Origin of the sequence: Pediococcus damnosus, from assembly GCF_001611155.1 — a bacterium.
GTDB classification, from domain to species: Bacteria; Bacillota; Bacilli; order Lactobacillales; family Lactobacillaceae; genus Pediococcus; species Pediococcus damnosus.
This window is the reverse complement of record NZ_CP012294.1, coordinates 332965-354089: the sequence shown is the minus strand read 5'-3', so window position 1 is coordinate 354089 and position 21125 is coordinate 332965. Positions and strand designations below refer to the sequence as shown.

Below are 21125 nucleotides of genomic sequence, written 5' to 3'. Positions count from 1 at the left end.
ATTGCCGTTCTCCGGCTTAATTGGCCTGGAACGGGGTGCGAGTTCTTGTGGCAAGGATAGCCGCAAGAAGTCGCACTACGTTCCGGTCCGAATTTGCTGGAAGACGTCATCTAAACTAATAGCATTGTTGTTAATCCCTTTGTACCAGGTAATTAGGTGAGACTTTGTACTTTAAACCTGTAGATCTATAGAATAAAAATGCGTCACAAGCTAGATTTAGGCTTGTGACGCATTTTAGTTTCAAATTAAATTTTCCGGAAATAACTATGCTGAATACTTGGAAATGTGTAAATGAATCGTTGGACCTGTTCATGAGTCAGCCGCAATTCAATAATATCTAACAAGCCATTAATTGCATCAACCGCTTCATTACTATATTCAACGGCACCCACCAGAATGTGTTCTTGATCAAACACTAAGGTCAGCCCACCGTCAATTTCATTTTGTACTTGTTTGAACCAATCATCGGCGTACTCAAAATGTTCGATGGTGTACTTATCAGGCGATTTAGCCGCCACATCAGGATTAACACCAGCTTGTGAAATTCGGGGCGTAGAGAAGACCGTGGTTGCAATGGTGGGATAGCTAATGGCAGCAGTGCTTTTACCAGTAAATAATTGCGCTAAATACTGGGATTCAAAAATGGCTGTTGGGGTGATTTTCGGTTGCGTTTTGTCTACCACATCACCCGTTGCATAAATTCCGGGAATGTTGGTTTGTAAGTGATCATCGACTTCAATACCATTTTTATTTGTAGCAATGCCTAATTTTTCCAAACCACTATTTGTCAAGCTTGGAATTCGACCGCTTGCATCCACAATGTAATCACTGGTTAGTTCGAACTGATCAGGTCCTTGTAAACGCAAACCGGTTTCTGTTTTGACCACCTTAGTAATTTCTTGGTCATAAAAGAACTTAACGCCGCGCGCTCTAAGACTTTTCACAAGACGCTGGACATACGGCTGGTAGAAACTGCGCAACGGTGTATGACTGTTTAAGATGACGTTTACCGAAGCTCCCACTGCGTTGGCAATCGAAGCAAATTCCATTCCGACGTAACCAGCGCCAATAATAGTGAGCCGGTTTGGCATCTGAGGAATCGACAAGAAATCGGTGCTGTCATGTAAATATTCTTTGCCAGGGATATCCAACCGGTGGGAATGCTGGCCTAAAACTAACACAATCTTTTTGGATTGGTAGGTCGACTCGCCAACTTGAACCGTATTGGCATCCACTAAGGTGCCGTGGCCCACAATGACTTTTACGCCACCATCAATTAATTTTTGTTTATTACTTTCGGCTAGTTTGCCAATCACTTCATGTTTATGGGCCATTAAATCTGGCCAGTTAATCTTCGGAACACTGTCAAATCCGCGTCCTTGTAACTGTTCAATGGTCTGAACCAACTCAACGGGCTTATCCAATGCGATTTTTGCATTACAACCACGATTGGTACAAACTCCGCCAAACAAGCCTTCTTCAATTACGGCAACTTTTAAACCGGCCTGACTCATAGGAATGGCGCCGTTCCAGGCTCCTTGACCACTACCAATAAATAAAACATCGAACATAGATACCAGCTCCTTAAATGATTTATTTTATAGATAAGAAATTTACCTTAAAGCTAGCACGACCGTTATAATTGTGCAAAGGAAAGGACTAACAAAAGCTAGTTTTTTTAAATGAAGGCATTTTTTGAAATAGGCAGAGTATAAATAGTGGCGTTTTAAATCTGATGATTGTATACTTACTAATAGTAAATGAAAAGTGAGGTATTTATATATGTCAACTACAGTTGGATTAATTGTTGGAAGTTTAAGAAAAGGGTCATACACCAGAGCAGTTGCCGAGCAAACGGCGGCATTGTTACCAAAGGATTATGTCGTAAAACAAATTAATATTGGGGATCTTGATCTTTATAACCAAGATTTTGATGATGAAAACCGTGTACCCGAAAGCTGGAAGAAATTCCGTGAAGAAATGCAGACGGTTGATGCTGTGATTTTTGCAACACCAGAGTACAACCGTTCCGTTCCCGGTGTTTTGAAAAACGCCATCGATGTTGGCTCACGACCTTATGGTGCCAGTGTTTGGGATAAAAAACCAGCTATTATTTTGAGTGTTTCCCCTGGTGCCATCAGTGGCTTTGGTGCGAACCATCACTTGCGGCAATCATTAGTATTCTTGAATATGCCAGTTGTTCAACAACCAGAGGTTTATTTAGGAAATGTCACAAATATTCTTGATGATAACTTGAAGATTACAAATGAAGGCACAATTAAGTTTTTGCAAAGCGCGATGGACACCTTTGTTGATTTAATTAACCGATTTAAAGACTAGTATTTTAAAGGATTGAAACGAGTTCGATTTTTAGTCATGACTAAAAATCCTGCTTGAATCAATCTTTTTATTTTGCCAATAAGTGTGTTGGACAAGCTACTATCCATTGCTTTACAATGAGATTCAGACTTAAACAAGGTGGTAAACTTGATGAAAACTAGTGAAACACGGTATGAAAATAAATTTTTGGTAACTAAAAAAGACTTAAACTATTTAGGAATTTTATTTGGTGGCAAGACGGTTGCAGAAATGGATCTGAACTTTGCCAATGCAATCCGGAAGTTAACGAATGAAAATGCCGTAACTGGCAGTGTGGATAAGGTTAGATTTCTGCGACCTGGGAAACTAGGCGATACGATTACGATTGTGTCGACCGTTTCCGGAACCGATGAGCGGGTCGCTGAAGTGTTTGGCAGAGCCTACAATTCAAGCCATGAGCTGATTGCTTATGCATTTTTTACCTATATTGTGTTGAAAAAGGATTATCGTTTACCAGAAGTTGTTCCAGAGACTGACGAAGAAAAACAAATTGCGGCCGATTTTCTTAAACGGCAACAAAGATCGCTAGAAGATCATGAGCTGGCAAAACGCTGGACAGAAGAATAATCAAGATAATGTAAAACGATTAGATAGTTTTAAATAAATGTAATTAGTTAATATCGCGAATTAGTTAATATATTCAAAAAATTTAATTTTCATTTTATGTGTTTGAACAGATTGTGAAGCAAATCTTTACTTTGAAATAAGGCCAGAAACCCTGTTGCAAAGCATGATTTGCTTCTTTTTTTGTCTATGAATCTTAAGATTTGCTTGATTATTGGTGATAAAAGTTTCACAAAATGACAACTTTTATCACCCCAAAAAATGCATAAATAGTCAGTAAGCTTAATTCATTGCATAAGAACACAAAAAAGAAAGAAGCTGATGTGCACATGGAAAGTATTTCAAAAACGCAACCATTACTAATAGAGAAAAAGAAAAGAAAATTTCCTTGGCAACAATTTTTGCCATGGTTGATTCCTGTTGGTTTAATTGGAATTTGGCAATTAGCTAGTTCGATAGGTTGGCTATCAAGTGATACCTTGCCATCTCCTGTTGCCGTCATTCAAGATGGCATTGCGCTTAGCCAAACGGGAGAACTACAAAAAAATATCAGCATTAGTTTGTATCGAGCCATAGTGGGCTTTGCAATTGGTGGTACAGCAGGATTTCTCTTAGGATTTATTAATGGTGTGTCAAAAATTTCTCGAAGTTTAACGGACACGACGGTTCAAATGTTACGAAATATTCCGCATCTGTCCTTGATTCCGTTGGTGATTATTGTGATTGGCATTGGTGAGTCAGCAAAAATCTCATTAGTTGCTATCGGAGTTATGTTCCCGATTTATATTAATACATTGCATGGCATTCGATCAGTTGATCCTGAACTAATTGAGATGGGAAAATCGTATGGATTATCTCGCTTCCAATTACTCAAAAAAATCATCTTGCCTGGTGCAATGCCCACCATTTTAATGGGTGTTCGATATGCACTTGGTGTTATGTGGACAACTTTAATTGTGGCTGAAACGATTGCATCGGATTCAGGAATTGGATACATGTCAACTAACGCCGAAGAGTTTATGGATATGAAAACGATCCTATTATGCATTTTTATTTATGCTTTGTTAGGAAAACTATCAGATTTGATTGCCAAAGGTTTGGAAAGCTACATGCTGGATTGGCGCAATGCTAAAGGAAGAGAAATGAATGACTAAACAGTTTGTTGAAATTACTGATGTTCAAAAAAGCTATGGTTCTAAACAAATTTTACATGATATTGATTTAACGATTGCTGATCAGGAGTTCCTCGCTTTAGTAGGAATGAGTGGTGGTGGAAAAAGTACGTTACTTCGTTTAATTGCTGGGTTAGAACAGCCTAGTGCTGGGGAAATTAAATTTGCCAATGACAACCCTGTGATCCGAGTCATGTTTCAAAATGATCGCCTGTTACCTTGGATGACTGTTTTAGAAAATGTATCTTTTCAAAGTAATCAAAAAGAGCAACAAACAGAAGCTGCTAAAATGTTAGAACTAGTTGGTCTAGAAACGTTGGCTAGTCAATATCCTAGGCAACTGTCTGGTGGACAAAAGCAACGGGTCGCCTTAGCCCGAGCATTAATGGCTCATCCACAACTTCTTTTGTTAGACGAACCTTTAGGCGCTTTGGATGCTTTGACCCGACGCCAAATGCAGGATTTAATTTTAAAAATCTGTCAGGAACAGAAATTGACAACTGTTTTAGTTACCCATGACGTAAATGAGGCGGTGCGCATGGCTGATCGGGTGGTGGTCATTCGAAATGGAACTAATCGTTACGAAGAAGCCGGTGTTAGTAAAGACGATCCGACTAAGGTGGCTGTAGCTGCTGAAAGAGTATTACATGACATTATGGATGAGGAGACAATTAATGGCTGAAAATAAGAAAACGAGGCACGGGAGGCCTTACTTATTTGAGGTTGACCTGATGCGCGTAATATTTATCTTTGGAGTGCTTTTAAATCATACAACGACAGCATTTTCAATGGCAATGGCAGACAGTGTAAGCAAAAATTTCTTACACGCAACTCACTTGTCACTGCATTTTACCCGAATGGGTTTTATGTTCATGACGGGACTTGTTTTATTTTTAAACTACTATAATCGGGAACATCATTGGGGAACCTTCTGGAAAAAGCGATACAAGAGTACTGGAATTCCTTACTTGGCATGGAACGCAATTTTGTTAGTGGCGACCAGCTTGATTACCGGGACGGCACTAAATGGACAGAAATTCTGGTCAGATTTTGTTTATGGTGTGACCCACGGGAGTAATTTTTATTTATACTATGTATTTGTGATTTTTCAATTGTATCTTATCTTTCCGTTGATCGTAGCGCTGTTTAAACGATTTCCCAAGAATCACGAGTTTATGATGCTAGTTAGTATTTTGGCGCAATTGATGTTGCTAATTGCCATCAAATATTGGTTGCCCCATGTTAATACGGATTCCTGGTGGTACATCTTTCGGTCATACGGGATGAATATTCTTGTGTACCAAGTTTATTTCATGGCCGGAGCCTATGCGGCAATTCATTATCAAAAAGTTACAAGTTTTATTATGACGCATGCCAAAGCTATCGGAATTAGTGCTGGGATCTTAGCGTTGGGGACCGTCGGCTTGTATTATGGCAATACTTACCTTTTGAAATTACCTTATTCAAGCATTCAAATTGTGCACCAGCCTTACATCATGATTTACGCGCTGGTAATGGTGGCATTTGTTTTCTATCTAGGGAAACGTTACGCCTATAAACGTACGCACGGATTGAATCCTTTGATCGAAAAATTTGTTGCCACAGGATCTAAGGTATCTTTCGGAATCTACTTATCACAAACAATTCCAATTTTAATTTTAGATAATTGGTTGGCAAAACTTTCATTTATTCCAACTTGGGCAATGTTATTGGCTTTGCCCCTCGGTTACATTTTTGTAGTTGGGTGCTCATTTCTAATTGCGTATTTTTGTTACAAAGTACCACCGTTTGGATTTTTAATAGGACGACCGAATTGGTGTCGCAAACCAGTTTCTAAAACTGTTAGCAAAGTCAAGCGGCAATCTGAAAAGGTAATTAACTTAAACGAAACAAAATAAGAAAAGGAAGCGATCGGATGACAAAATTAATTTCAGCACTTAAAAGTGAGTTGATGCAAGATCAGATTAAACCGATTTTTCAAGACGCAGAAACTGGTGACTGGGTGACCCGTGGTCAAGTGGAAGAAGACGTCGCACGTTTGAAACAACGATTGATTGAAAACAAGATTGGTAATGGCGATCGGGTGTTGATTGCCCTAGAAAATTCGATTTTTTATCCAGCTTTGATGCAAACTATCTGGGAATTGGGAGCCATTGCCATGCCGATTGCCGATACGACCCCTGGAGATGAACTAAGAAGGCAAATTGCCACAAATCAATATTCAGCGATTTTTGTCCAAAATAAGTTTGTGAGTGATTTAAGTCAGGACTTGGAAATAAAAAAAGAGTATATTGCTTTAAATACGATCGAGGAAATTACATTCTTGGTAAACGATCAGTTACTGCAAGTACGAAATCAGGCAATTCAAGTGCCGATAAAGGAAACTGATTTAGCCATGATTTTGCATACTTCAGGAACAACGGGTAAACCTAAGAGTGTCGGACTTACCCAAGAATTACTCTATAATGGCGCCATTCACGATCGTGATAGTCATCAGATGACTGCTAATGATACTGCCTTGATTCTAATGCCAATGTTTCATGTTAATGCGCAAGTGATGACCTTGTTTCAGATGCGGTTGTCCGGCGGTAAAGTGGTGATTGCCAAGAAATTTAGTGCCAGTCATTTTTGGCAGCAAGTGGCAATTGGTAGGGTCACTTGGGTATCAGTTGTGCCAACAATTATTTCAATCTTGCTTTTGAACGAAAATGCGATTGCTCAGTATCAAGAATACAAAAGTCAAATTCATCTACGTTTTTTACGGAGTTCATCTTTTGCGCTCCCTTTAAAAAAGTTGACGGATTTTGAGAAGCAATTTAATACGCAAATATTGGAAGGCTATGGGATGATAGAAACGGCGAGCCAATGTACGATCAATCCAATTGAAGCGCCTAAAATTGGGTCGGCGGGGAAACCATTTGCTACTGAACTAAAACTGGTGGCGGACGGTAAATTGACGGATGAAGCTAATGTGGTCGGTGAAATTGCCGTTCGTGGTGATCATGTCATCGCAGACTATTTAGAACCTCATGCAGATTCCTTCACTAATGGTTGGTTTTTAACTGGTGATTTAGGCTATCTTGATGAAGACGGGTATTTATTTGTAAAGGGCCGTCGAAAAGAAATGATTAGTCGTGGTGGTGAAAAGGTGGCACCGGCGAAGGTTGAAAATGTTTTAAATGAATTACCATTTGTTGAACAAGTGGCTGTGATTGGCTTGCCAGATGACTTGTATGGTGAAGAAGTTACCGCGGTTATTGTTTTGAAGGAGCCCAAAAGTAGCAAACGGTTAGTAAAAGAAGAGGTCTTAAATTATACCGAACATAAATTAGCCAAATTTGAACGGCCAACTAAAATCCTTTTTGTAGACAAATTTCCGCGGAACACAACCGGTAAAGTTGTTCGGCCAAAACTTCGAGATGAGTTGCTGGCAACCATGGTTGGAGGAAATCAATGAAGAAGAAGTGGAAAAGATTTATTTTACTGTTTGTAGTCCTAATTGGGATTGGTGTGGCTTACTACGGGCATCAACAGGTAAGCGGTAGTGATACTAGTTTGAAAAAAAATTGTGGTTGGGTATCAAAAAGGCGATCCGGCCGATATTTCTAGAACTCGAGGCGTTTTAGTAAAGAAAATGAAGGCCAAGGGTTATCAAGTTGTTTTTAAAGAATTTCAAGATGGTTCGGCTTTGATGACAGCTTTAAAGAGTGGCAGTATCAATTATGCGCGTTTAGGTGATACACCGCCCATCACTGCTCAAACTTCAGGCGTAAAACTAACGTACATTGCTGCTGGAGCCTCTAAGGAAAAAGGAACGGGAATTTTGATTCCGGCTACTTCAAATATTAAATCAGTGAAAGAACTGAAAGGAAAACGCGTTGCTTACACTAAAGGAACTAGTTCGCAATATTTACTCTTATCAGCCTTGAAAAAAGCGGGGATGTCGGCGAGTGACATTACCTGGGTCAATATGGACCAATCAGCGGCGAATGTGGCCTTTTCAAAAGGAAAGGTCGATGCCTGGGCAACCTGGGATCCGTACACCTCACAAGCGCAGGTGCAACAAAATGCCAAGTTATTAACCACTGGAGAAGGTGGAATTAGCTATAATCGCGACTTTATTGTGGCGATGGCAAGCTTTGCCAAGAATAATACCGATGCGTCGGGGTACTTAACTGAGTATATGTCTGAAGATATGAATTGGGCTAATACGCACAAGACAAAACTAATTACGATGATGATGAAATCCCTAAATCTGTCTAAAGCGGTTGTGACTAAGATGGTTGATCGCCGCTCTTATTCAATGGGATCCATGACAACCAAGATTGTGAAACAACAACAAAAAATCGCCGATACTTTTTATTCCGCGGGATTACTAGATAAGGATGTAAAAGTTTCCAAGATTGCTGGAGTCACAACTAAACAATAAAAGAAACTGCTTTTAATAACGTAGAAACGTTATTAAGAGCAGTTTTTTTGAGGACTAAAGGTGAAACTCTTCGTTTTCAATTTTTAATCAAGAACAGGTAAAACAACGTTAACAAGCTTATCCAAGAAAAATTGCGGATTGGCAAAAAAACAAAGATGACCGCTGTTGGGAACAATGATCATTTGTTTATCTGGGGCCTGAACCTGATTGAAATAGGTTCGCGTAGCCGCTGCTGGCGTGATTGGGTCATGGCTACCTTGGAAAACAAAAAATGGGACGTCAGTTTTTGATAAAAGGCGGCGATAGTCAAAACTGTCTAACTCCGGTTGAATGGCCTGCCGGCTTGCCAAAAGGCCACGACAAAATGCAGACCAATCTCGTACATTCAGTCCATAGGTGTGCAGCAAATTTTTAATAAATAGATCGGTTACCATGTTCGGCACATCAGTTTGCTGCAGAGCTGAGAAAACATTGAATTGGGCAATTTGTTTAGCGGACCAGGTACCAGCATCATAAGGGAGCTTATTTAACCACGATTTTTTAAGAAGATGATCTTTGGATTCAGATAAAAGGTGGTTAAACGCAACTTGGTGGGAACGGCTGGTCATTTGTTCAGTCGCGATATAGGCGGCATAAAGATTTTCACCTTGTTGCAACATCAGATTGGCAATAATGCTCCCAATTGAACTCCCGAGCAACACAATCGGTGCCTTAGGAAACGCATGCTTTAGTTGTTTGGTAAGGGCGAGCCCGTCATCAACGAGTGTTTGTAAATTTTTAGGTACAACTGGTTGTTTCAAGTAAGTTTTTCCAGCACCGCGCTGATCCCAATGCACCACAGTAAAGTGGGTGGAGAAAAGTTGAGTGGCTTTTGTAAACATTGAATAGGTAGACGCTGGTCCTCCGTGAATAATAAACAGGATGGGATTAGTTTTTTGCTGGCCGTCGATACTGACCCATTGTTGAATGCCATTAATAGGTAGGTAATCGTGAAATGAGATTGCGTTTTTTGCAGAATGATGGTGTGACTTTCTTCCATTAAGGGAAATCGTTGAATTGTTTAAAAAGTTTAGCAATGAAAACCACCTTCTTGAGATTAGGATTCTTTTCCTAAATAGTAAGAGGGTGACCATAATTTTGCAAATGAAGTGACTATGCGTAGTTAGTTTGGTGTTGACGTGCTCTAACTAAGTAAGTACAATGGATTTCGTCTGTTAAAGAAATTTTAAACTAACTAAAAAAAGAGGAACAAGTATGCAAGAAATGTCGCAAGAATTGCTTAGTCTGTTTGGCAATTTATTTCAAGAAAGATTTTTCGTCGCAGCTGCTGTGCGTAGTAGCCAGGAAGACAATACCCCGCAGGCTAATCAGCGTGGACAATTACGAGTTTTACGATTGCTATTGGCCAAAGAGCCCTTAACGAATTCCCAAATTGTGGAAGAATTAGATATTCGTCCTAGCTCGGCAAGTGTGCTTGTTAGTAAGCTGGAAGAAAGTGGCTTGGTTAAGAAAGCTGCTTCACCTAAGGACAAACGAGTAACGTTTATTTCGCTAACTGATGAGGGACGTGAATCATTAGCTAACTCCCGAAAGCTAAAAAATGAATTATCTGATTCTTTTTTTGAAAATTTATCTGATGAAGAACAGCAACAGTTTGTTGTGTTATTACAAAAGTTATTGAAGAATTTGAATGATAATTCATCAAAGTGGGATAATCGCCAAAACTGGACGGAATTTTTCAAATCACCAGAAGGGTTTAATCCCAAAAACTGGGGTAACCGCCACTTTTAAACTAAATCAACGCGACATAATGGAGATAAAGCGATGCAAAATACAGATAAGTCTGCAAAAACGCAACAAACAAAATTTAATTTTAAAGATTTCGCAAGTCTGGTTAAACAAATTAAACCGCATTTCTGGCAATTAATTGTTGGTGTGCTTTTAGGCATCATTGCCACAGGCTCGCAATTGATCGTGCCCAAAATTGCCCAAAAACTGGTTAATCAATTGCATCATTCGATTAATACCAAACTAGTGATAATTATCATTGTGTTGTGTATTTTGGGAGCGGTCATTAGCGCCGTTTCAGGAGCCGTGTTAGGATTCTTTGGCGAAGATGTAGTTCGCAAATTACGCCGGTTTTTATGGAATAAGATTTTATCCTTACCAGTTGGCTATTTTGATGAAACTAAATCTGGTGAAATTACTTCCAGATTGGTCAATGATACCTCGCAAGTGAAAGATTTAATTGCCAATTCTTTACCAAACATGATTACTTCCATTTTGCAGTTAGTTGGGGCCTTAGTGTTTATGGTTATAATGGATTGGAAAATGACGTTAATCATGTTTGTGGGCGTACCATTGGTTATTTTGTGTATTATGCCTGTTATTTCACGATCGCATAAAATTGCGCTCGCAAGACAAGATGCGTTGGCTGAATTTAATGGTGGGGTCAGTGAAACCCTAGGGACTGTAGAATTGGTGAAAGCTTCTACCGCTGAAAATGCGGAGCGGTCTTCTGGATATAAGAAAATCAATAAACTATATAAAATTGGCCTTAGAGAAGCCATTTATGATTCTGTGACCCAGCCCATCACACAAATGGCCATGATGGCTTTAATTGTGTGTACGCTAGTTTATGGTGTTAGTCGGGTGACAGCTGGCACAATGTCGTTTGGTACCATCATTTCTTTCTTACTGTACCTCACGCAGATGATTGGTCCGTTTGCAATTTTGAGTCAGTTCTTCACTAACATGGCCAAGGCTAGTGGCTCGACGGCCCGTATTCATGAGCTGCTTCAAGTGACGGAAGAGGTGCAAAAACCAGGGAAACCAGCCAGCGCTCAGGGAAAGACTCTGTCTGTTGAACACGTTAATTTTTCGTATAGTGATAAAAAAGATGTTTTAAAAGATATTTCATTTTCAGCGAAACCTGATACCGTAATTGCGTTTGCCGGGCCTTCCGGGGGTGGAAAAACAACAATTTTTAGTTTGCTAGAACGTTTTTATGAACCTACTAGCGGTAAAATAAAGATTGGTGATACCGAGATTAAAGATATTAATTTGACTGAATGGCGTAACCAAATTGGGTTAGTTAGTCAAGATGCGGCGGTGATGAGCGGAACAATTCGCTACAACCTGACGTATGGTTTACAAGGTGAATATTCTGATGATCAACTTTGGCGGATGCTTGATTTGGCCTATGCTAAAGGTTTTGTGACCCAAATGGAGCACGGATTAGATACACAAGTTGGTGAACGGGGGACTAAGCTTTCCGGAGGTCAACGCCAACGAATCGCCATTGCCCGCGCGTTTTTGCGGGATCCCAAGATTTTGATGCTTGATGAGGCCACCGCTAGTTTGGATTCCGAATCAGAAATGATGGTTCAAAAAGCGCTTGAAAAATTAATGGCTAACCGGACAACACTTGTGATTGCCCATCGATTGAGTACGATTGTGGATGCGGATCAAATCTACTTTATTCAACATGGAGAGGTTAGTGGTCATGGGACTCATCAAGAGTTAATTGATACTTTACCGCTGTATCGCGAGTATGTTGAAAATCAGTTGGCAGTTCAGGATGTCGGAACCAATGAATAAATGATTATATAGAAGGAATAATTATGATGGAAAAACTAAAGGAACGACTAGATGCGTTCAGTGATGCGGTGATTGCGATCATTATCACCATTATGGTATTGGAGTTACCAATGCCACAACATGACTCGCTAAGTGAATACTTGCAGTTTGGAAAAGCAATTGGGATCTTCTTCATTAGCTTTTGTTATATTGCCAACATTTGGTATCAACACTCGGTTTTATATAGTGATGCAAAGACAATCAACAATAAGGTGTTCGTCTCTGAGTTCGTGTTTCTAGCGTTTTTATCGCTGATTCCCATTTTTACCAAACTGATTACAGTGGATACGAATCGACATACGGTCATGGCTTACGGAATTTTAACGTTTATTGTGAGCGGATTATCCATGCTGGTCAGTTTTGAAGTCGTTCACCAAGAGTATAGTGAAAAAAGTGATGTGCAGAGAATTTTCAGGAAAGTTTATCAAAATCACAGTAATTTTCTTGGGATAATCAATGTGGTTGTTTTGATTCTGGCTTATTTCAAACCAACTTGGGCTGTTTGGTGTTATTTAGCCCTGCCTGTAATTTCCTTCATCTTCAATAGAGATGATCAAACGGACTTAAAAGAAGTTCCCAGTTTGCCACAGGCAGATCAGAACAAATATTTAAATTTTTCAAACACAGATTTACGAGAATATCGGAAAAAACAGCGTCAGATTAGCCATAAATATATGAAGCAAAGACAGACCAATCCGAACTGGCAGGAGGATATGGCAAAAGAAATGCGCGACCTCTTTAAAGACGGTGGTTTTGACCAGTCAACAATGGGAGCGGGCTTTTCAAGACAGCCTTTTTCAAGGCAGCCGTATGAAAGACAAACAGATCAAAATAAAAAGCCTGACAAGCTCAACAATCCCAATAAAACCAACAAGCCCAAAAAATAGTCATGAATTAGTTAAATTTGACAGCGGTTAGCTTAGCTGCGAAAATAGGTTGTTCGTTAAACAAAATTAAAATTAATCACTAAACTTAAAAGGAGATTCAACATGACATATCCACAACTTGATTTAGAAAATGTTGCTGGTCCTAAAGCAACGATTCAAACAAACCTCGGGGACATTAAGATTCAACTTTTCCCTGCTCAAGCCCCAAAGGCGGTAGAAAACTTTGTTGCACTTGCTAACCAGGGCTACTACGACGGGATTATTTTTCATCGAGTTATTCCTGATTTTATGATTCAAGGCGGCGATCCTACTGGTACCGGTGCTGGTGGTCAAAGTAGTTTCGGTAAAGAATTCGAAGACGAATTTTCTAACGAGGTGTTTAACTTAAAGGGCGCCTTGTCCATGGCAAATGCGGGGCCAAACACGAATGGCAGCCAATTCTTCATTGTCTCTAATGAAAACGTGCAAGCCGACATGTTAGCCGATATGAAACAAGCTGGCTATCCGAGTGAGATTATTGAAGCTTATAAGCAAGGCGGCACACCATGGTTGGATCATCATCATACGGTCTTTGGCCAAACAATCAGCGGATTAGATGTTGTTGAAAAGATCAGCAACGCCGCGCGCGACTATCAAGATAAACCCAATGAAGATATCACAATTAAAACCGTAGTGATTGAAGATGCGCAGAAATAAGAATTAGATAGGGATGCAAGGATTACACATTTTTGTGATCCTTGTATTTTTTAAAATACGAGGAGAAATCATTATGGATATTAAGGAATTGTCTGATCGTTCAGGAAAAATCCGCACAGCTTATCATAAATTGGAAAGTAAACAAGATGGCAAACCATGGTCTACAGAACAGGATGCCTTGGCTTTTTTAACGGATGCTGGCTTAGTTGGTAGATTAGTTATGGATAAACAAGGAAGTTGGCCTGATTCTAGTGACGAGCCGACCTTGAATTATAAAATTGCAGAAAGCATTTGGTGGCTAAGCAGCTTGGCAAACGAAAACCAGATTGATTTAGAGCAAGCCTTAAATGATTTCTTGAGTTCTAGAGAAGCCCATTTGAATTAATTGCTAAATGATAATAGAGCGTGATGATCACTCAGTAAATGTGGTCATTACGCTTTTTTTATTAAACGTTAAAACGAAGAACTAAAAAGATTCGGTGACGGACAGTTAGTGTAAGGTTTTCCTAGATGGTCAATAAAATTCTAGGAATATTCATTTTGAGTTGAATATATAGAAAAAGACCTGTAGCCTTTTAATCGACGAAGATTAAAGGAAAGGATACAGGTCTTTCATGTATATTTTAGCAGATTTTATTGAATCATTGGGAAATTTAGACAGTTTATTTGATTTAGAGGAGCAGGTAATTCTTCATCTTAGGAAGTCATTCCAGCTGGTTGTAGCTGAATATCTGAGGCAATTAGATGAAACACTCGTTCCATCAATTCCGGCAGAAAATACATTCATTAATCGACAGGCCAGAACAATTGAGTTTATGTTTGGCGCCGTGAATTTTGAAAGAAGATGTTATCTTCGACCCAATGGAAGTTATTACTTCCCGTTGGATGAACAACTTCAGTTGGAAGAAAGAAAAAGAATTTCACCTTATTTTAAAAGTGTCGTTGCCAAAATTGGGCAAACGACAACGATGAGAAATACGGCCGCAATGATCAATCTGGCAAGTCAGACGGATATTAGTGCCTGGTCAGTAGACCGAATTATCAGAGACATGGCAGATACCGTGAAGACAGAAGAAAAATCGTCCGAAGAGAAACTAGTTAAGAAACGAAAAGTTGAAAACTTAGTGGTTGAAGGCGATGCCTTTGAGATACACAAAATTAATCGACGAAGACAAGACGTCCACCATTACATTGTTTTTGAATCAGGATTAGATGGAACAAGATCAAACAAAGTTGAGTTTGTTGGTATCAATCAAAAAAAGGTTCAAAAACGAGTAACTGACTACATTGAGAAGTATTATAAAATCAGTGAAATGACCGTGTTTACAGCAAGTGATGGTGGCCCAGGGTATAACCCGAAAAGTATGCGAGAAATAGTTCCGAGTGCTCAAAGAGTTGAATTTACTATCGATCGGTATCACTTTGTCAAAAAGATTAAACAAACCTTTGGTTTATTTAATCCATTGGTTGATAAGGCCGTTAAGAGCGTTAGCCTGTATGATCAGAATCAGTTAAACGTTATTTTAGATACATTTGAGTCGCAAATTAAAACTGATAAGGAACTTGAGAGCCTAAGGGTCCTAAGACAATATTTGGCAAGAAATTGGCAGTTTATAAAGTCTCCACACGATCGTGGCTTCATGAGGGTCGGCAAATTGGGATCCGTTGAAAGCTCACACAGAGCGTACACGTATCGAATGAAAAAGCAAGGCAAAGTATGGTCCGAAAAGGGCCTTGAGGCTATGTTGAAATTAATTGAAGCTCGGGTAAACGGTAAGCTAGATAAATACTTACGTGGTGGTTTAAGAAAGTTACAAGAGCTAACGATTGAGATCGCTACGGAATCATTGAAGACGTTGAGTTCAGCTCAGCTGAGCAACAAGCACCATTCTAAGCATATTGGAGTTCTTTCAGGTAAAATACCAGTTGATGCCCCAACAAGTAGCCCTATCGGAGCAATGGCAAAAATATTTTCAAACTAATTATTGTGTATAAATATTTGGTTGATTATAAGGCACCTAGGAAAACTTGACACATACTGACGGACATTATTAGTTGAAATTACGATATCAGGTAAATAAATTAGAAAATGGGTTTATTATGGATACATAACTGATATAATTAATTTATTTAGCAGTATAGCGGAGGTAACATGAGTTGCTAAGGCTGATGCTAATAAAGGCTCTAATGTTAATGGCAACGGTAATGGTTCTGGTAACGTTGACGGTAACAAGACTGGCGTTGCTGGCCCTGGTGCTACAGGCGTTAACGGAAGCAAGTCAGGCGTTGCTGCTGGTGTTAATGGTGGAAGCAAGAGTGGTGTTGCTGCTCCTGTTGCTAGCGTTAAAGGCGGAGTGGTTTCTTCATCCGTATCTGCTGGCAAAGCAGCTACAAAGGCTGCATCTTCAACGACATTACCACAAACTGATGAAGCAAATAGCTCAGTAGCCGTAGTTGGTTTACTCGGTGCTGTTTCTGCATTATTCGGTTTAGCAGGTATCCGTCGTCGTCGCGAAATCTAATTAAATAATTTATCCTAAATCAAAAAGGCGATCGTAATGATCGTCTTTTTTTGTGTCCAAAATTTTAAAAGGTGAAAGTTGAGGAATAAAAAAGAACGACCTACTCTTTTGGAAGGTAGTGACGTTCTGGAAGTTTATTGCTTATGCGTTTTGTAAGAGGCCGATCTCTTAGTTCTTGATAATCTTTGAGAAGATTCTGTTTATCAACATTTAAATCGGCAACTTGTTGTTGGAGATCGGTATATTGGGTAGGATCAAGATTCTTATTTTGAAGCACTAATTTTTTAGCTTCTAAATCAGCATCCAACTGCTTAAGTTCATCAGTCTCGTTGCTGATTTTATTGTTTAAATCAGTTTCTTGACGATTTAAAACTTCGAAGCGACTATATAAATTATTAATAAGTTGCTGGTTTTTAATCACTTCAGTTTCAAGGGCTTCTTTTTTCTTGGTCAGTTCGTCAACTTTGGGAGAGTTGTTTGTTTCGGACATGGGATCAACCTCTTTTCAAATAATTAGATTAAGTAACAATATCATAACTCAATAAAGCCTTTCCGTCACGTTTGCGTATTAACTTATATAACACATACTCAGAATTTTATTATCAATTTGAGTGAATTTCCGTTAAGATAGATATAAAGATCTTACAGAAAGAATGGCAATGTATGACACCAGAAACAATTCTAAAAGAAAAGTTTGGCTATAGTTCCTTTCGCAATGGTCAAAAACAAGTAATTACAAAAATTTTGAATAAGCAAAGTGTTCTCGCAATCATGCCAACTGGTGGTGGGAAATCCCTCTGTTATCAGATTCCAGCAATGCTTTTTAGCGGAATTACATTGGTCATTTCACCATTAATTGCGTTAATGAAGGATCAAGTTGACGCATTAAATGAAAACGGAATTCCTGCAACGTTTATTAATAGTAGTATCGGCGCAAATGAAATGAGACAACGATTCCAACAAGCAGCGAGTGGCCAAGTGAAACTCTTGTATATTTCGCCTGAGCGCTTGGATTCCAGTAGTTTTTTATATCAGCTCCAGGATTTGGAGATTTCCTTGGTGGCAGTGGATGAAGCTCACTGTATTTCCCAGTGGGGTCATGATTTTCGCCCCAGTTACTTACGGTTGACGGATACTTTGGCTCAATTACCGATGAATCCCACTGTCGTAGCATTAACGGCCACAGCGACTCCTAAAGTGGCTGAGGATATCAAAGAACGCTTGCATATTCCAGCAGATCAAGAAGTGAAGACGGATTTCACCAGAGAGAACCTTTCTTTTCAGGTTATTAAAGATCAGAATAGCGATCAGTTTTTGCTGGATTACTTGAAAGCCAACAAAACCGAAGCTGGCATTATCTATGCAAGTACGCGTAAAGAAGTGGAACGGCTTACCAAACTGCTTAAAAAGCATAAGGTGAGCGTCACGATGTACCATGGTGGCATGTCTGAAGATGATCGGCGCCAGAATCAAGAAGACTTTCTTTATGATCGGGATCGGGTGATGATTGCGACCAATGCGTTTGGAATGGGAATTGATAAGAGTAATGTCCGCTTTGTCATTCATGCGCAGGTTCCGGGAAGTTTAGAAGCTTATTATCAAGAAGCTGGCCGTGCAGGACGTGACGGTCTACCAAGTGATGTCATTTTGTTATTTAAATTGCATGATGTGCAAATCCAACACTTCTTTATTGATCAATCTGAAATGGATGATGATAATAAACGGCGTGAGTATCAAAAACTTCAAGATATGACTCAGTACGCCAATACCCAAGAATGTTTGCAACAATACATTTTGAATTATTTTGGGGAAGACGGACCAGTTTGTGGAAAATGCAGTAATTGTTTGGACGAACGGGATTCCCAAGATATTACGGTTGAAGCGCAAAAGGTTCTTTCTTGTGTAAAACGGATGCATGAAAATTTTGGAAAAGTATTGATTGCCCAGGTCTTAGCGGGATCTAGGAATCAACGGATTAAACAATTTAATTTTGATCAATTAAGTACGTATGGCTTGTTGAAGAATAAGTCACAAAAGCAATTAACCGAACTCATTGATTTCTTGGCGGCCGCTGGCTATTTGCAGGCGTCTAACGGTCAATATCCGGTGCTGTCATTAACTCTTGCTGGGGTGCGGGTTTTGCAGGGCGAAGAGAAGGTCTTTCGCAAAATGGCGGTTCCCGTCAAAACTAATATCCTTGAGGACAGTGAACTGTTTACCAAACTTCGGATGTTACGACGCAATTTAGCCGAGAGCCAGGGGGTACCACCATTCGTGATCTTCTCAGATAAAACGTTGCGGGCGATGTGTGAATTGTTACCGAAGACGTTGAGTGAAATGGCAGAGGTTAAAGGTGTCGGTAGTCAAAAGCTAGAAAAATATGGTCAACAATTTATTGATGTGATCCAAGCAGATGAGGGTGTCCTCTCGAACACTGCCGAAAAATAAAGGAGATTCAACCAACTAAATAAAGTGGTTGAATCTCTTTTTGAAACTAAATGTTTGGAAAAGTCACTAAAATGTGTTTAAATAGTAACCATTACGATTAACGGAAAGAGGAAGTTGAGATTATGAGAAAAGCAATGGATACAGCAAGTGCTTATCGACGCTTAAAGAGTCCAAGTTTGAAGACAAGAAAAGCTGCTTTACGTGTGATTAAAGCTGCTAAAAAACAAAGAAAGGGGATTGCATAAATAAATGGCAAAGAAATCAAAAATTATTAAGGAACAAAAAATTGAAGCAACTGTTGCGCACTATGCGCCACTTCGTGAAGAGCTTCGCAAGAATCACGATTACGCAGGTTTGAGTCGGTTACCAAGAAATGCTTCACCAACACGGATTCATCGTCGTGATCATCTCGATGGTCGACCACATGCTTATATGCGTAAGTTTGGTTTATCACGACTAAACTTCCGTGATTTAGCACATAAGGGTCAAATTCCAGGTGTGCGGAAGGCTAGTTGGTAGTTAAGTGAGTGCAACAAAACGTTAAAGCCCAATGACATAAGGGGACCGGAGGCGGGATCGCATCCCGTTGTGAGGTTCACTTATGTCATTGGACTTGTTTTGTGGAGCTGTCCTCAAGCTTAGTGGAAAAAGGCAGGTGAAGTGTGACGGAGGCGGGATCGCAATCCCGCGGGAAGCGTACTTATTTTCTGCCTTTTGACTTGCCGAGCTGTCCTCAAAAACAGTGAGTGAAACAAAGCGTTTAAACCTCAAAATGTAAGTGTGACGGCGGAGGGATCGTAATCCCGCCAGAGGCGCACTTACATTTTGTGGTTTGCTTTGTAGAATTGTCCTCAAAAACACTTCATACATCGGCTTAGGTTGATGTATGAAGTGCTTTTTTTGATTAGTTTTCGTTTTCTTGAGGTACTTGAACTTTGGCGTTTGCATGTTGCTTATAAAGATGACAAGCAACGCCGATTACCATGCCGAGTAAAGCTGGTAAGAGCCAATCTAAGCCATATTGGGCAAGTGGCAGGTAACTCTGTTGGAAATTTCCCATGAGCTTACCCAAGGCACTTTGACTTACTACAGGTGGGAAAGCAGCCATCATGTCAAAGAGAGCAGGGATTACTGTGAACGTAACGACAAATTTATAGACAATTGGGTCGCGATGGAACAGTGGTGATAAGACGGACAACAAAATCAAGGCCATTGCTAAAGGATATAGAAACATTAAAACTGGTGTTGACCATGAGATGATTTGATTTAAGCCGAGGTTAGCGGTTAAAAATGACGCACCACTCGTGAATGCTAACCAAGTTTTGTAACTGATTTTGGGAAAGTGTTTATGAAAGTCTTGAGCGAAAGCAGCAACCAAACCAATGGCAGTTGTCAAACAAGTTAGGGTGATCAAAGCGGCCAAAATTGATTGACCAACAACGCCTAAGTAATGATTAACAATTTGATCAAAAGCCACGCCCCCATTTGCGCTGAGCTTGAATTTTCCAAGTGACATTGCTCCTAATAAAATTAAGGCAACATAGATGATCGCTTCAAAGCCCATTGAGAACAAGCCAGCTCTGGCAGTGACCATCGCGATACCGTTCGCGTTTTTCTTGCCCATATATTTAATAGCCGTAACAACGGTGACACCAAATGCGAGACCGGCCAAGGCATCCATAGTATTGTAACCTTGTAAAAATCCATTTGTGAACGCGCCGGTTTTATAAGCAGCGGTAACGGATTGCGTAGCAGGGCTTCCCATGGGATTACTGAAGCCAAGGAAGAAAACAAAGGCTAATAAAAGTAGAAAAATCGGATTCAGTAGTTTACCAACATTAGAGACAATTTTGCTTTGTTCTACCGATAAGAAGAAGGCGAGTCCAAAGAACACTGCCGAAAAAATGACGAGTCCTAAAGTTTGAAAGTGGGCAGGAATGAGTGGAGCTACCCCAACTGTGTAAGAAACGGTGGCAGTCCGGGGTGTGCCAAACAGTGGGCCAATCGTCCCATGGATTAGGATCATGAAGATTAAAGCAAACCCAGCTCCAAGTGGTTTTCCGATATCATAAACGCCTTCCGAACGGGTAATGCTGATTGCCAAAACGGATAATAGCGGCAAAAGGACACCGGTTACCAGAAAACCCAAAGCGGCAGGTACCCAATGTGATCCTGCTAATTGTCCCAGGTGAAGGGGAAAAATTAAATTTCCGGCTCCAAAAAATAATGCAAATAACATCGAACTTACCACAACGTAATCCTTTTTAGTTAACTTTCTCTCTTCTAACATATAACCACTCCTCAATTTATTTAAAATTTAAAATGAGTTAACCATTAGAAAAGTCCATAAAAAAAGTCCCTGCTGGAATATAAATTCCAACAAGGACGT

At 39.8% G+C, this 21125-nt stretch carries 21 protein-coding genes, 1 pseudogene and 1 other annotated feature (1 of these 23 running past the window's edge); of the genes and pseudogenes, 17 read left to right on the top strand and 5 right to left on the bottom strand.

Annotated elements, in window-relative coordinates:
• Positions 1-245: 245 nt before the first annotated feature.
• The gene (locus ADU73_RS01735) at positions 246-1571 is read right to left on the bottom strand and encodes a dihydrolipoyl dehydrogenase family protein (protein ID WP_046872548.1); all 1326 of its coding nucleotides are present in this window, start codon (positions 1569-1571) and stop codon (positions 246-248) included.
• Positions 1572-1782: 211 nt separating this feature from the next.
• Between ADU73_RS01735 and ADU73_RS01730 the strand changes: the two genes are divergently transcribed.
• From ADU73_RS01730 to ADU73_RS01700, 7 genes and pseudogenes are all read left to right on the top strand, one after another.
• A complete protein-coding gene (locus ADU73_RS01730) occupies positions 1783-2340 on the top strand; it encodes an NADPH-dependent FMN reductase (RefSeq protein ID WP_046872549.1) in 558 nt (185 codons plus the stop codon).
• Between the two features lie 150 nt (positions 2341-2490).
• Complete coding sequence (locus ADU73_RS01725; RefSeq protein WP_046872550.1) at positions 2491-2946, top strand: acyl-CoA thioesterase; 456 nt, start codon at positions 2491-2493, stop codon at positions 2944-2946.
• 326 nt (positions 2947-3272) lie between these two features.
• Entirely contained in the window at positions 3273-4097 is an 825-nt protein-coding gene (locus ADU73_RS01720; RefSeq protein ID WP_046872551.1) for an ABC transporter permease subunit, read from the top strand.
• Positions 4090-4797: an ABC transporter ATP-binding protein gene (locus tag ADU73_RS01715; protein ID WP_046872552.1), complete on the top strand. Its 708-nt coding sequence runs from the start codon at positions 4090-4092 to the stop codon at positions 4795-4797. Before ADU73_RS01720 ends, ADU73_RS01715 begins: the two co-directional genes overlap by 8 nt.
• A complete protein-coding gene (locus ADU73_RS01710) occupies positions 4790-6013 on the top strand; it encodes an acyltransferase (protein WP_056985962.1) in 1224 nt (407 codons plus the stop codon). The genes ADU73_RS01715 and ADU73_RS01710 overlap by 8 nt, the downstream gene beginning before the upstream one ends.
• A 17-nt stretch (positions 6014-6030) precedes the next feature.
• On the top strand, positions 6031-7572 hold the full coding sequence (locus tag ADU73_RS01705; RefSeq protein ID WP_062913118.1) for an AMP-binding protein: 1542 nt from the start codon (positions 6031-6033) through the stop codon (positions 7570-7572).
• A pseudogene (locus ADU73_RS01700) lies at positions 7569-8544 on the top strand (aliphatic sulfonate ABC transporter substrate-binding protein). Before ADU73_RS01705 ends, ADU73_RS01700 begins: the two are co-directional and overlap by 4 nt.
• Positions 8545-8627: 83 nt before the next feature.
• On the opposite strand, the gene ADU73_RS01695 reads toward ADU73_RS01700, so the two are convergent.
• Positions 8628-9620, bottom strand: coding sequence for an alpha/beta fold hydrolase (locus ADU73_RS01695; RefSeq protein ID WP_046872554.1), 993 nt, complete (start codon positions 9618-9620; stop codon positions 8628-8630).
• A gap of 178 nt (positions 9621-9798) precedes the next feature.
• Between ADU73_RS01695 and ADU73_RS01690 the strand changes: the two genes are divergently transcribed.
• From ADU73_RS01690 to ADU73_RS01665, 6 genes are all read left to right on the top strand, one after another.
• Complete coding sequence (locus ADU73_RS01690; protein WP_046872555.1) at positions 9799-10335, top strand: MarR family winged helix-turn-helix transcriptional regulator; 537 nt, start codon at positions 9799-9801, stop codon at positions 10333-10335.
• Between the two features lie 33 nt (positions 10336-10368).
• Positions 10369-12144: an ABC transporter ATP-binding protein gene (locus ADU73_RS01685; RefSeq protein ID WP_062913117.1), complete on the top strand. Its 1776-nt coding sequence runs from the start codon at positions 10369-10371 to the stop codon at positions 12142-12144.
• Between the two features lie 23 nt (positions 12145-12167).
• A complete protein-coding gene (locus ADU73_RS01680) occupies positions 12168-13070 on the top strand; it encodes a TMEM175 family protein (protein ID WP_063510319.1) in 903 nt (300 codons plus the stop codon).
• Between the two features lie 102 nt (positions 13071-13172).
• Positions 13173-13766, top strand: a complete 594-nt coding sequence (locus ADU73_RS01675; RefSeq protein ID WP_046871255.1) for a peptidylprolyl isomerase — start codon at positions 13173-13175, stop codon at positions 13764-13766.
• Positions 13767-13839: 73 nt separating this feature from the next.
• Positions 13840-14151 (top strand): MazG-like protein, encoded by a 312-nt coding sequence (locus ADU73_RS01670; protein WP_046871256.1) that lies wholly within the window; start codon positions 13840-13842, stop codon positions 14149-14151.
• 229 nt (positions 14152-14380) lie between these two features.
• Positions 14381-15748 (top strand): ISLre2 family transposase, encoded by a 1368-nt coding sequence (locus ADU73_RS01665; protein ID WP_046872291.1) that lies wholly within the window; start codon positions 14381-14383, stop codon positions 15746-15748.
• A gap of 116 nt (positions 15749-15864) precedes the next feature.
• On the opposite strand, the gene ADU73_RS10305 is transcribed toward ADU73_RS01665, so the two are convergent.
• Positions 15865-16149, bottom strand: a complete 285-nt coding sequence (locus ADU73_RS10305) for a hypothetical protein (RefSeq protein ID WP_081113850.1) — start codon at positions 16147-16149, stop codon at positions 15865-15867.
• Here ADU73_RS10305 and ADU73_RS10300 point away from each other — a divergent pair.
• Positions 16121-16288: an LPXTG cell wall anchor domain-containing protein gene (locus ADU73_RS10300; protein ID WP_080945507.1), complete on the top strand. Its 168-nt coding sequence runs from the start codon at positions 16121-16123 to the stop codon at positions 16286-16288. The genes ADU73_RS10305 and ADU73_RS10300 overlap by 29 nt on opposite strands.
• A gap of 100 nt (positions 16289-16388) precedes the next feature.
• On the opposite strand, the gene ADU73_RS01655 is transcribed toward ADU73_RS10300, so the two are convergent.
• A complete protein-coding gene (locus tag ADU73_RS01655) occupies positions 16389-16778 on the bottom strand; it encodes a hypothetical protein (RefSeq protein ID WP_046871258.1) in 390 nt (129 codons plus the stop codon).
• 173 nt (positions 16779-16951) lie between these two features.
• On the opposite strand from ADU73_RS01655, the gene recQ reads away from it, so the two are divergent.
• The 3 genes from recQ to rpsN all read left to right on the top strand — a co-directional run bounded on the left by recQ (position 16952) and on the right by rpsN (position 19255).
• Positions 16952-18736 carry a DNA helicase RecQ gene (gene recQ, locus ADU73_RS01650; RefSeq protein WP_046871259.1) on the top strand — a complete coding sequence of 595 codons (1785 nt, stop codon included), beginning with the start codon at positions 16952-16954 and terminating at the stop codon, positions 18734-18736.
• A 122-nt stretch (positions 18737-18858) separates the two neighbouring features.
• Complete coding sequence (locus ADU73_RS10465; protein ID WP_100077832.1) at positions 18859-18981, top strand: putative metal homeostasis protein; 123 nt, start codon at positions 18859-18861, stop codon at positions 18979-18981.
• A gap of 4 nt (positions 18982-18985) precedes the next feature.
• Complete coding sequence (rpsN, locus tag ADU73_RS01645; protein ID WP_046871260.1) at positions 18986-19255, top strand: 30S ribosomal protein S14; 270 nt, start codon at positions 18986-18988, stop codon at positions 19253-19255.
• A gap of 385 nt (positions 19256-19640) precedes the next feature.
• On the opposite strand, the gene brnQ is transcribed toward rpsN, so the two are convergent.
• Positions 19641-21026 (bottom strand): branched-chain amino acid transport system II carrier protein, encoded by a 1386-nt coding sequence (gene brnQ / locus ADU73_RS01640; RefSeq protein ID WP_046871261.1) that lies wholly within the window; start codon positions 21024-21026, stop codon positions 19641-19643.
• Positions 21027-21114: 88 nt separating this feature from the next.
• Positions 21115-21125: a binding site (T-box leader), on the bottom strand; it runs 229 nt beyond the window's last position.

Coding starts and splice junctions, on each gene's coding strand:
- ADU73_RS01710 (WP_056985962.1), top strand. CDS start 4,790: ATGGCTGAAAATAAGAAAACGAGGCACGGGAGGCCTTACTTATTTGAG.
- ADU73_RS01685 (WP_062913117.1), top strand. CDS start 10,369: ATGCAAAATACAGATAAGTCTGCAAAAACGCAACAAACAAAATTTAAT.
- ADU73_RS01735 (WP_046872548.1), bottom strand. CDS start 1,571: ATGTTCGATGTTTTATTTATTGGTAGTGGTCAAGGAGCCTGGAACGGC.
- ADU73_RS01680 (WP_063510319.1), top strand. CDS start 12,168: ATGATGGAAAAACTAAAGGAACGACTAGATGCGTTCAGTGATGCGGTG.
- ADU73_RS01730 (WP_046872549.1), top strand. CDS start 1,783: ATGTCAACTACAGTTGGATTAATTGTTGGAAGTTTAAGAAAAGGGTCA.
- recQ (WP_046871259.1), top strand. CDS start 16,952: ATGACACCAGAAACAATTCTAAAAGAAAAGTTTGGCTATAGTTCCTTT.
- ADU73_RS01720 (WP_046872551.1), top strand. CDS start 3,273: ATGGAAAGTATTTCAAAAACGCAACCATTACTAATAGAGAAAAAGAAA.
- brnQ (WP_046871261.1), bottom strand. CDS start 21,026: ATGTTAGAAGAGAGAAAGTTAACTAAAAAGGATTACGTTGTGGTAAGT.
- ADU73_RS01665 (WP_046872291.1), top strand. CDS start 14,381: ATGTATATTTTAGCAGATTTTATTGAATCATTGGGAAATTTAGACAGT.
- ADU73_RS01690 (WP_046872555.1), top strand. CDS start 9,799: ATGCAAGAAATGTCGCAAGAATTGCTTAGTCTGTTTGGCAATTTATTT.
- rpsN (WP_046871260.1), top strand. CDS start 18,986: ATGGCAAAGAAATCAAAAATTATTAAGGAACAAAAAATTGAAGCAACT.
- ADU73_RS01705 (WP_062913118.1), top strand. CDS start 6,031: ATGACAAAATTAATTTCAGCACTTAAAAGTGAGTTGATGCAAGATCAG.
- ADU73_RS01655 (WP_046871258.1), bottom strand. CDS start 16,778: ATGTCCGAAACAAACAACTCTCCCAAAGTTGACGAACTGACCAAGAAA.
- ADU73_RS01675 (WP_046871255.1), top strand. CDS start 13,173: ATGACATATCCACAACTTGATTTAGAAAATGTTGCTGGTCCTAAAGCA.
- ADU73_RS10465 (WP_100077832.1), top strand. CDS start 18,859: ATGAGAAAAGCAATGGATACAGCAAGTGCTTATCGACGCTTAAAGAGT.
- ADU73_RS01670 (WP_046871256.1), top strand. CDS start 13,840: ATGGATATTAAGGAATTGTCTGATCGTTCAGGAAAAATCCGCACAGCT.
- ADU73_RS01725 (WP_046872550.1), top strand. CDS start 2,491: ATGAAAACTAGTGAAACACGGTATGAAAATAAATTTTTGGTAACTAAA.
- ADU73_RS01715 (WP_046872552.1), top strand. CDS start 4,090: ATGACTAAACAGTTTGTTGAAATTACTGATGTTCAAAAAAGCTATGGT.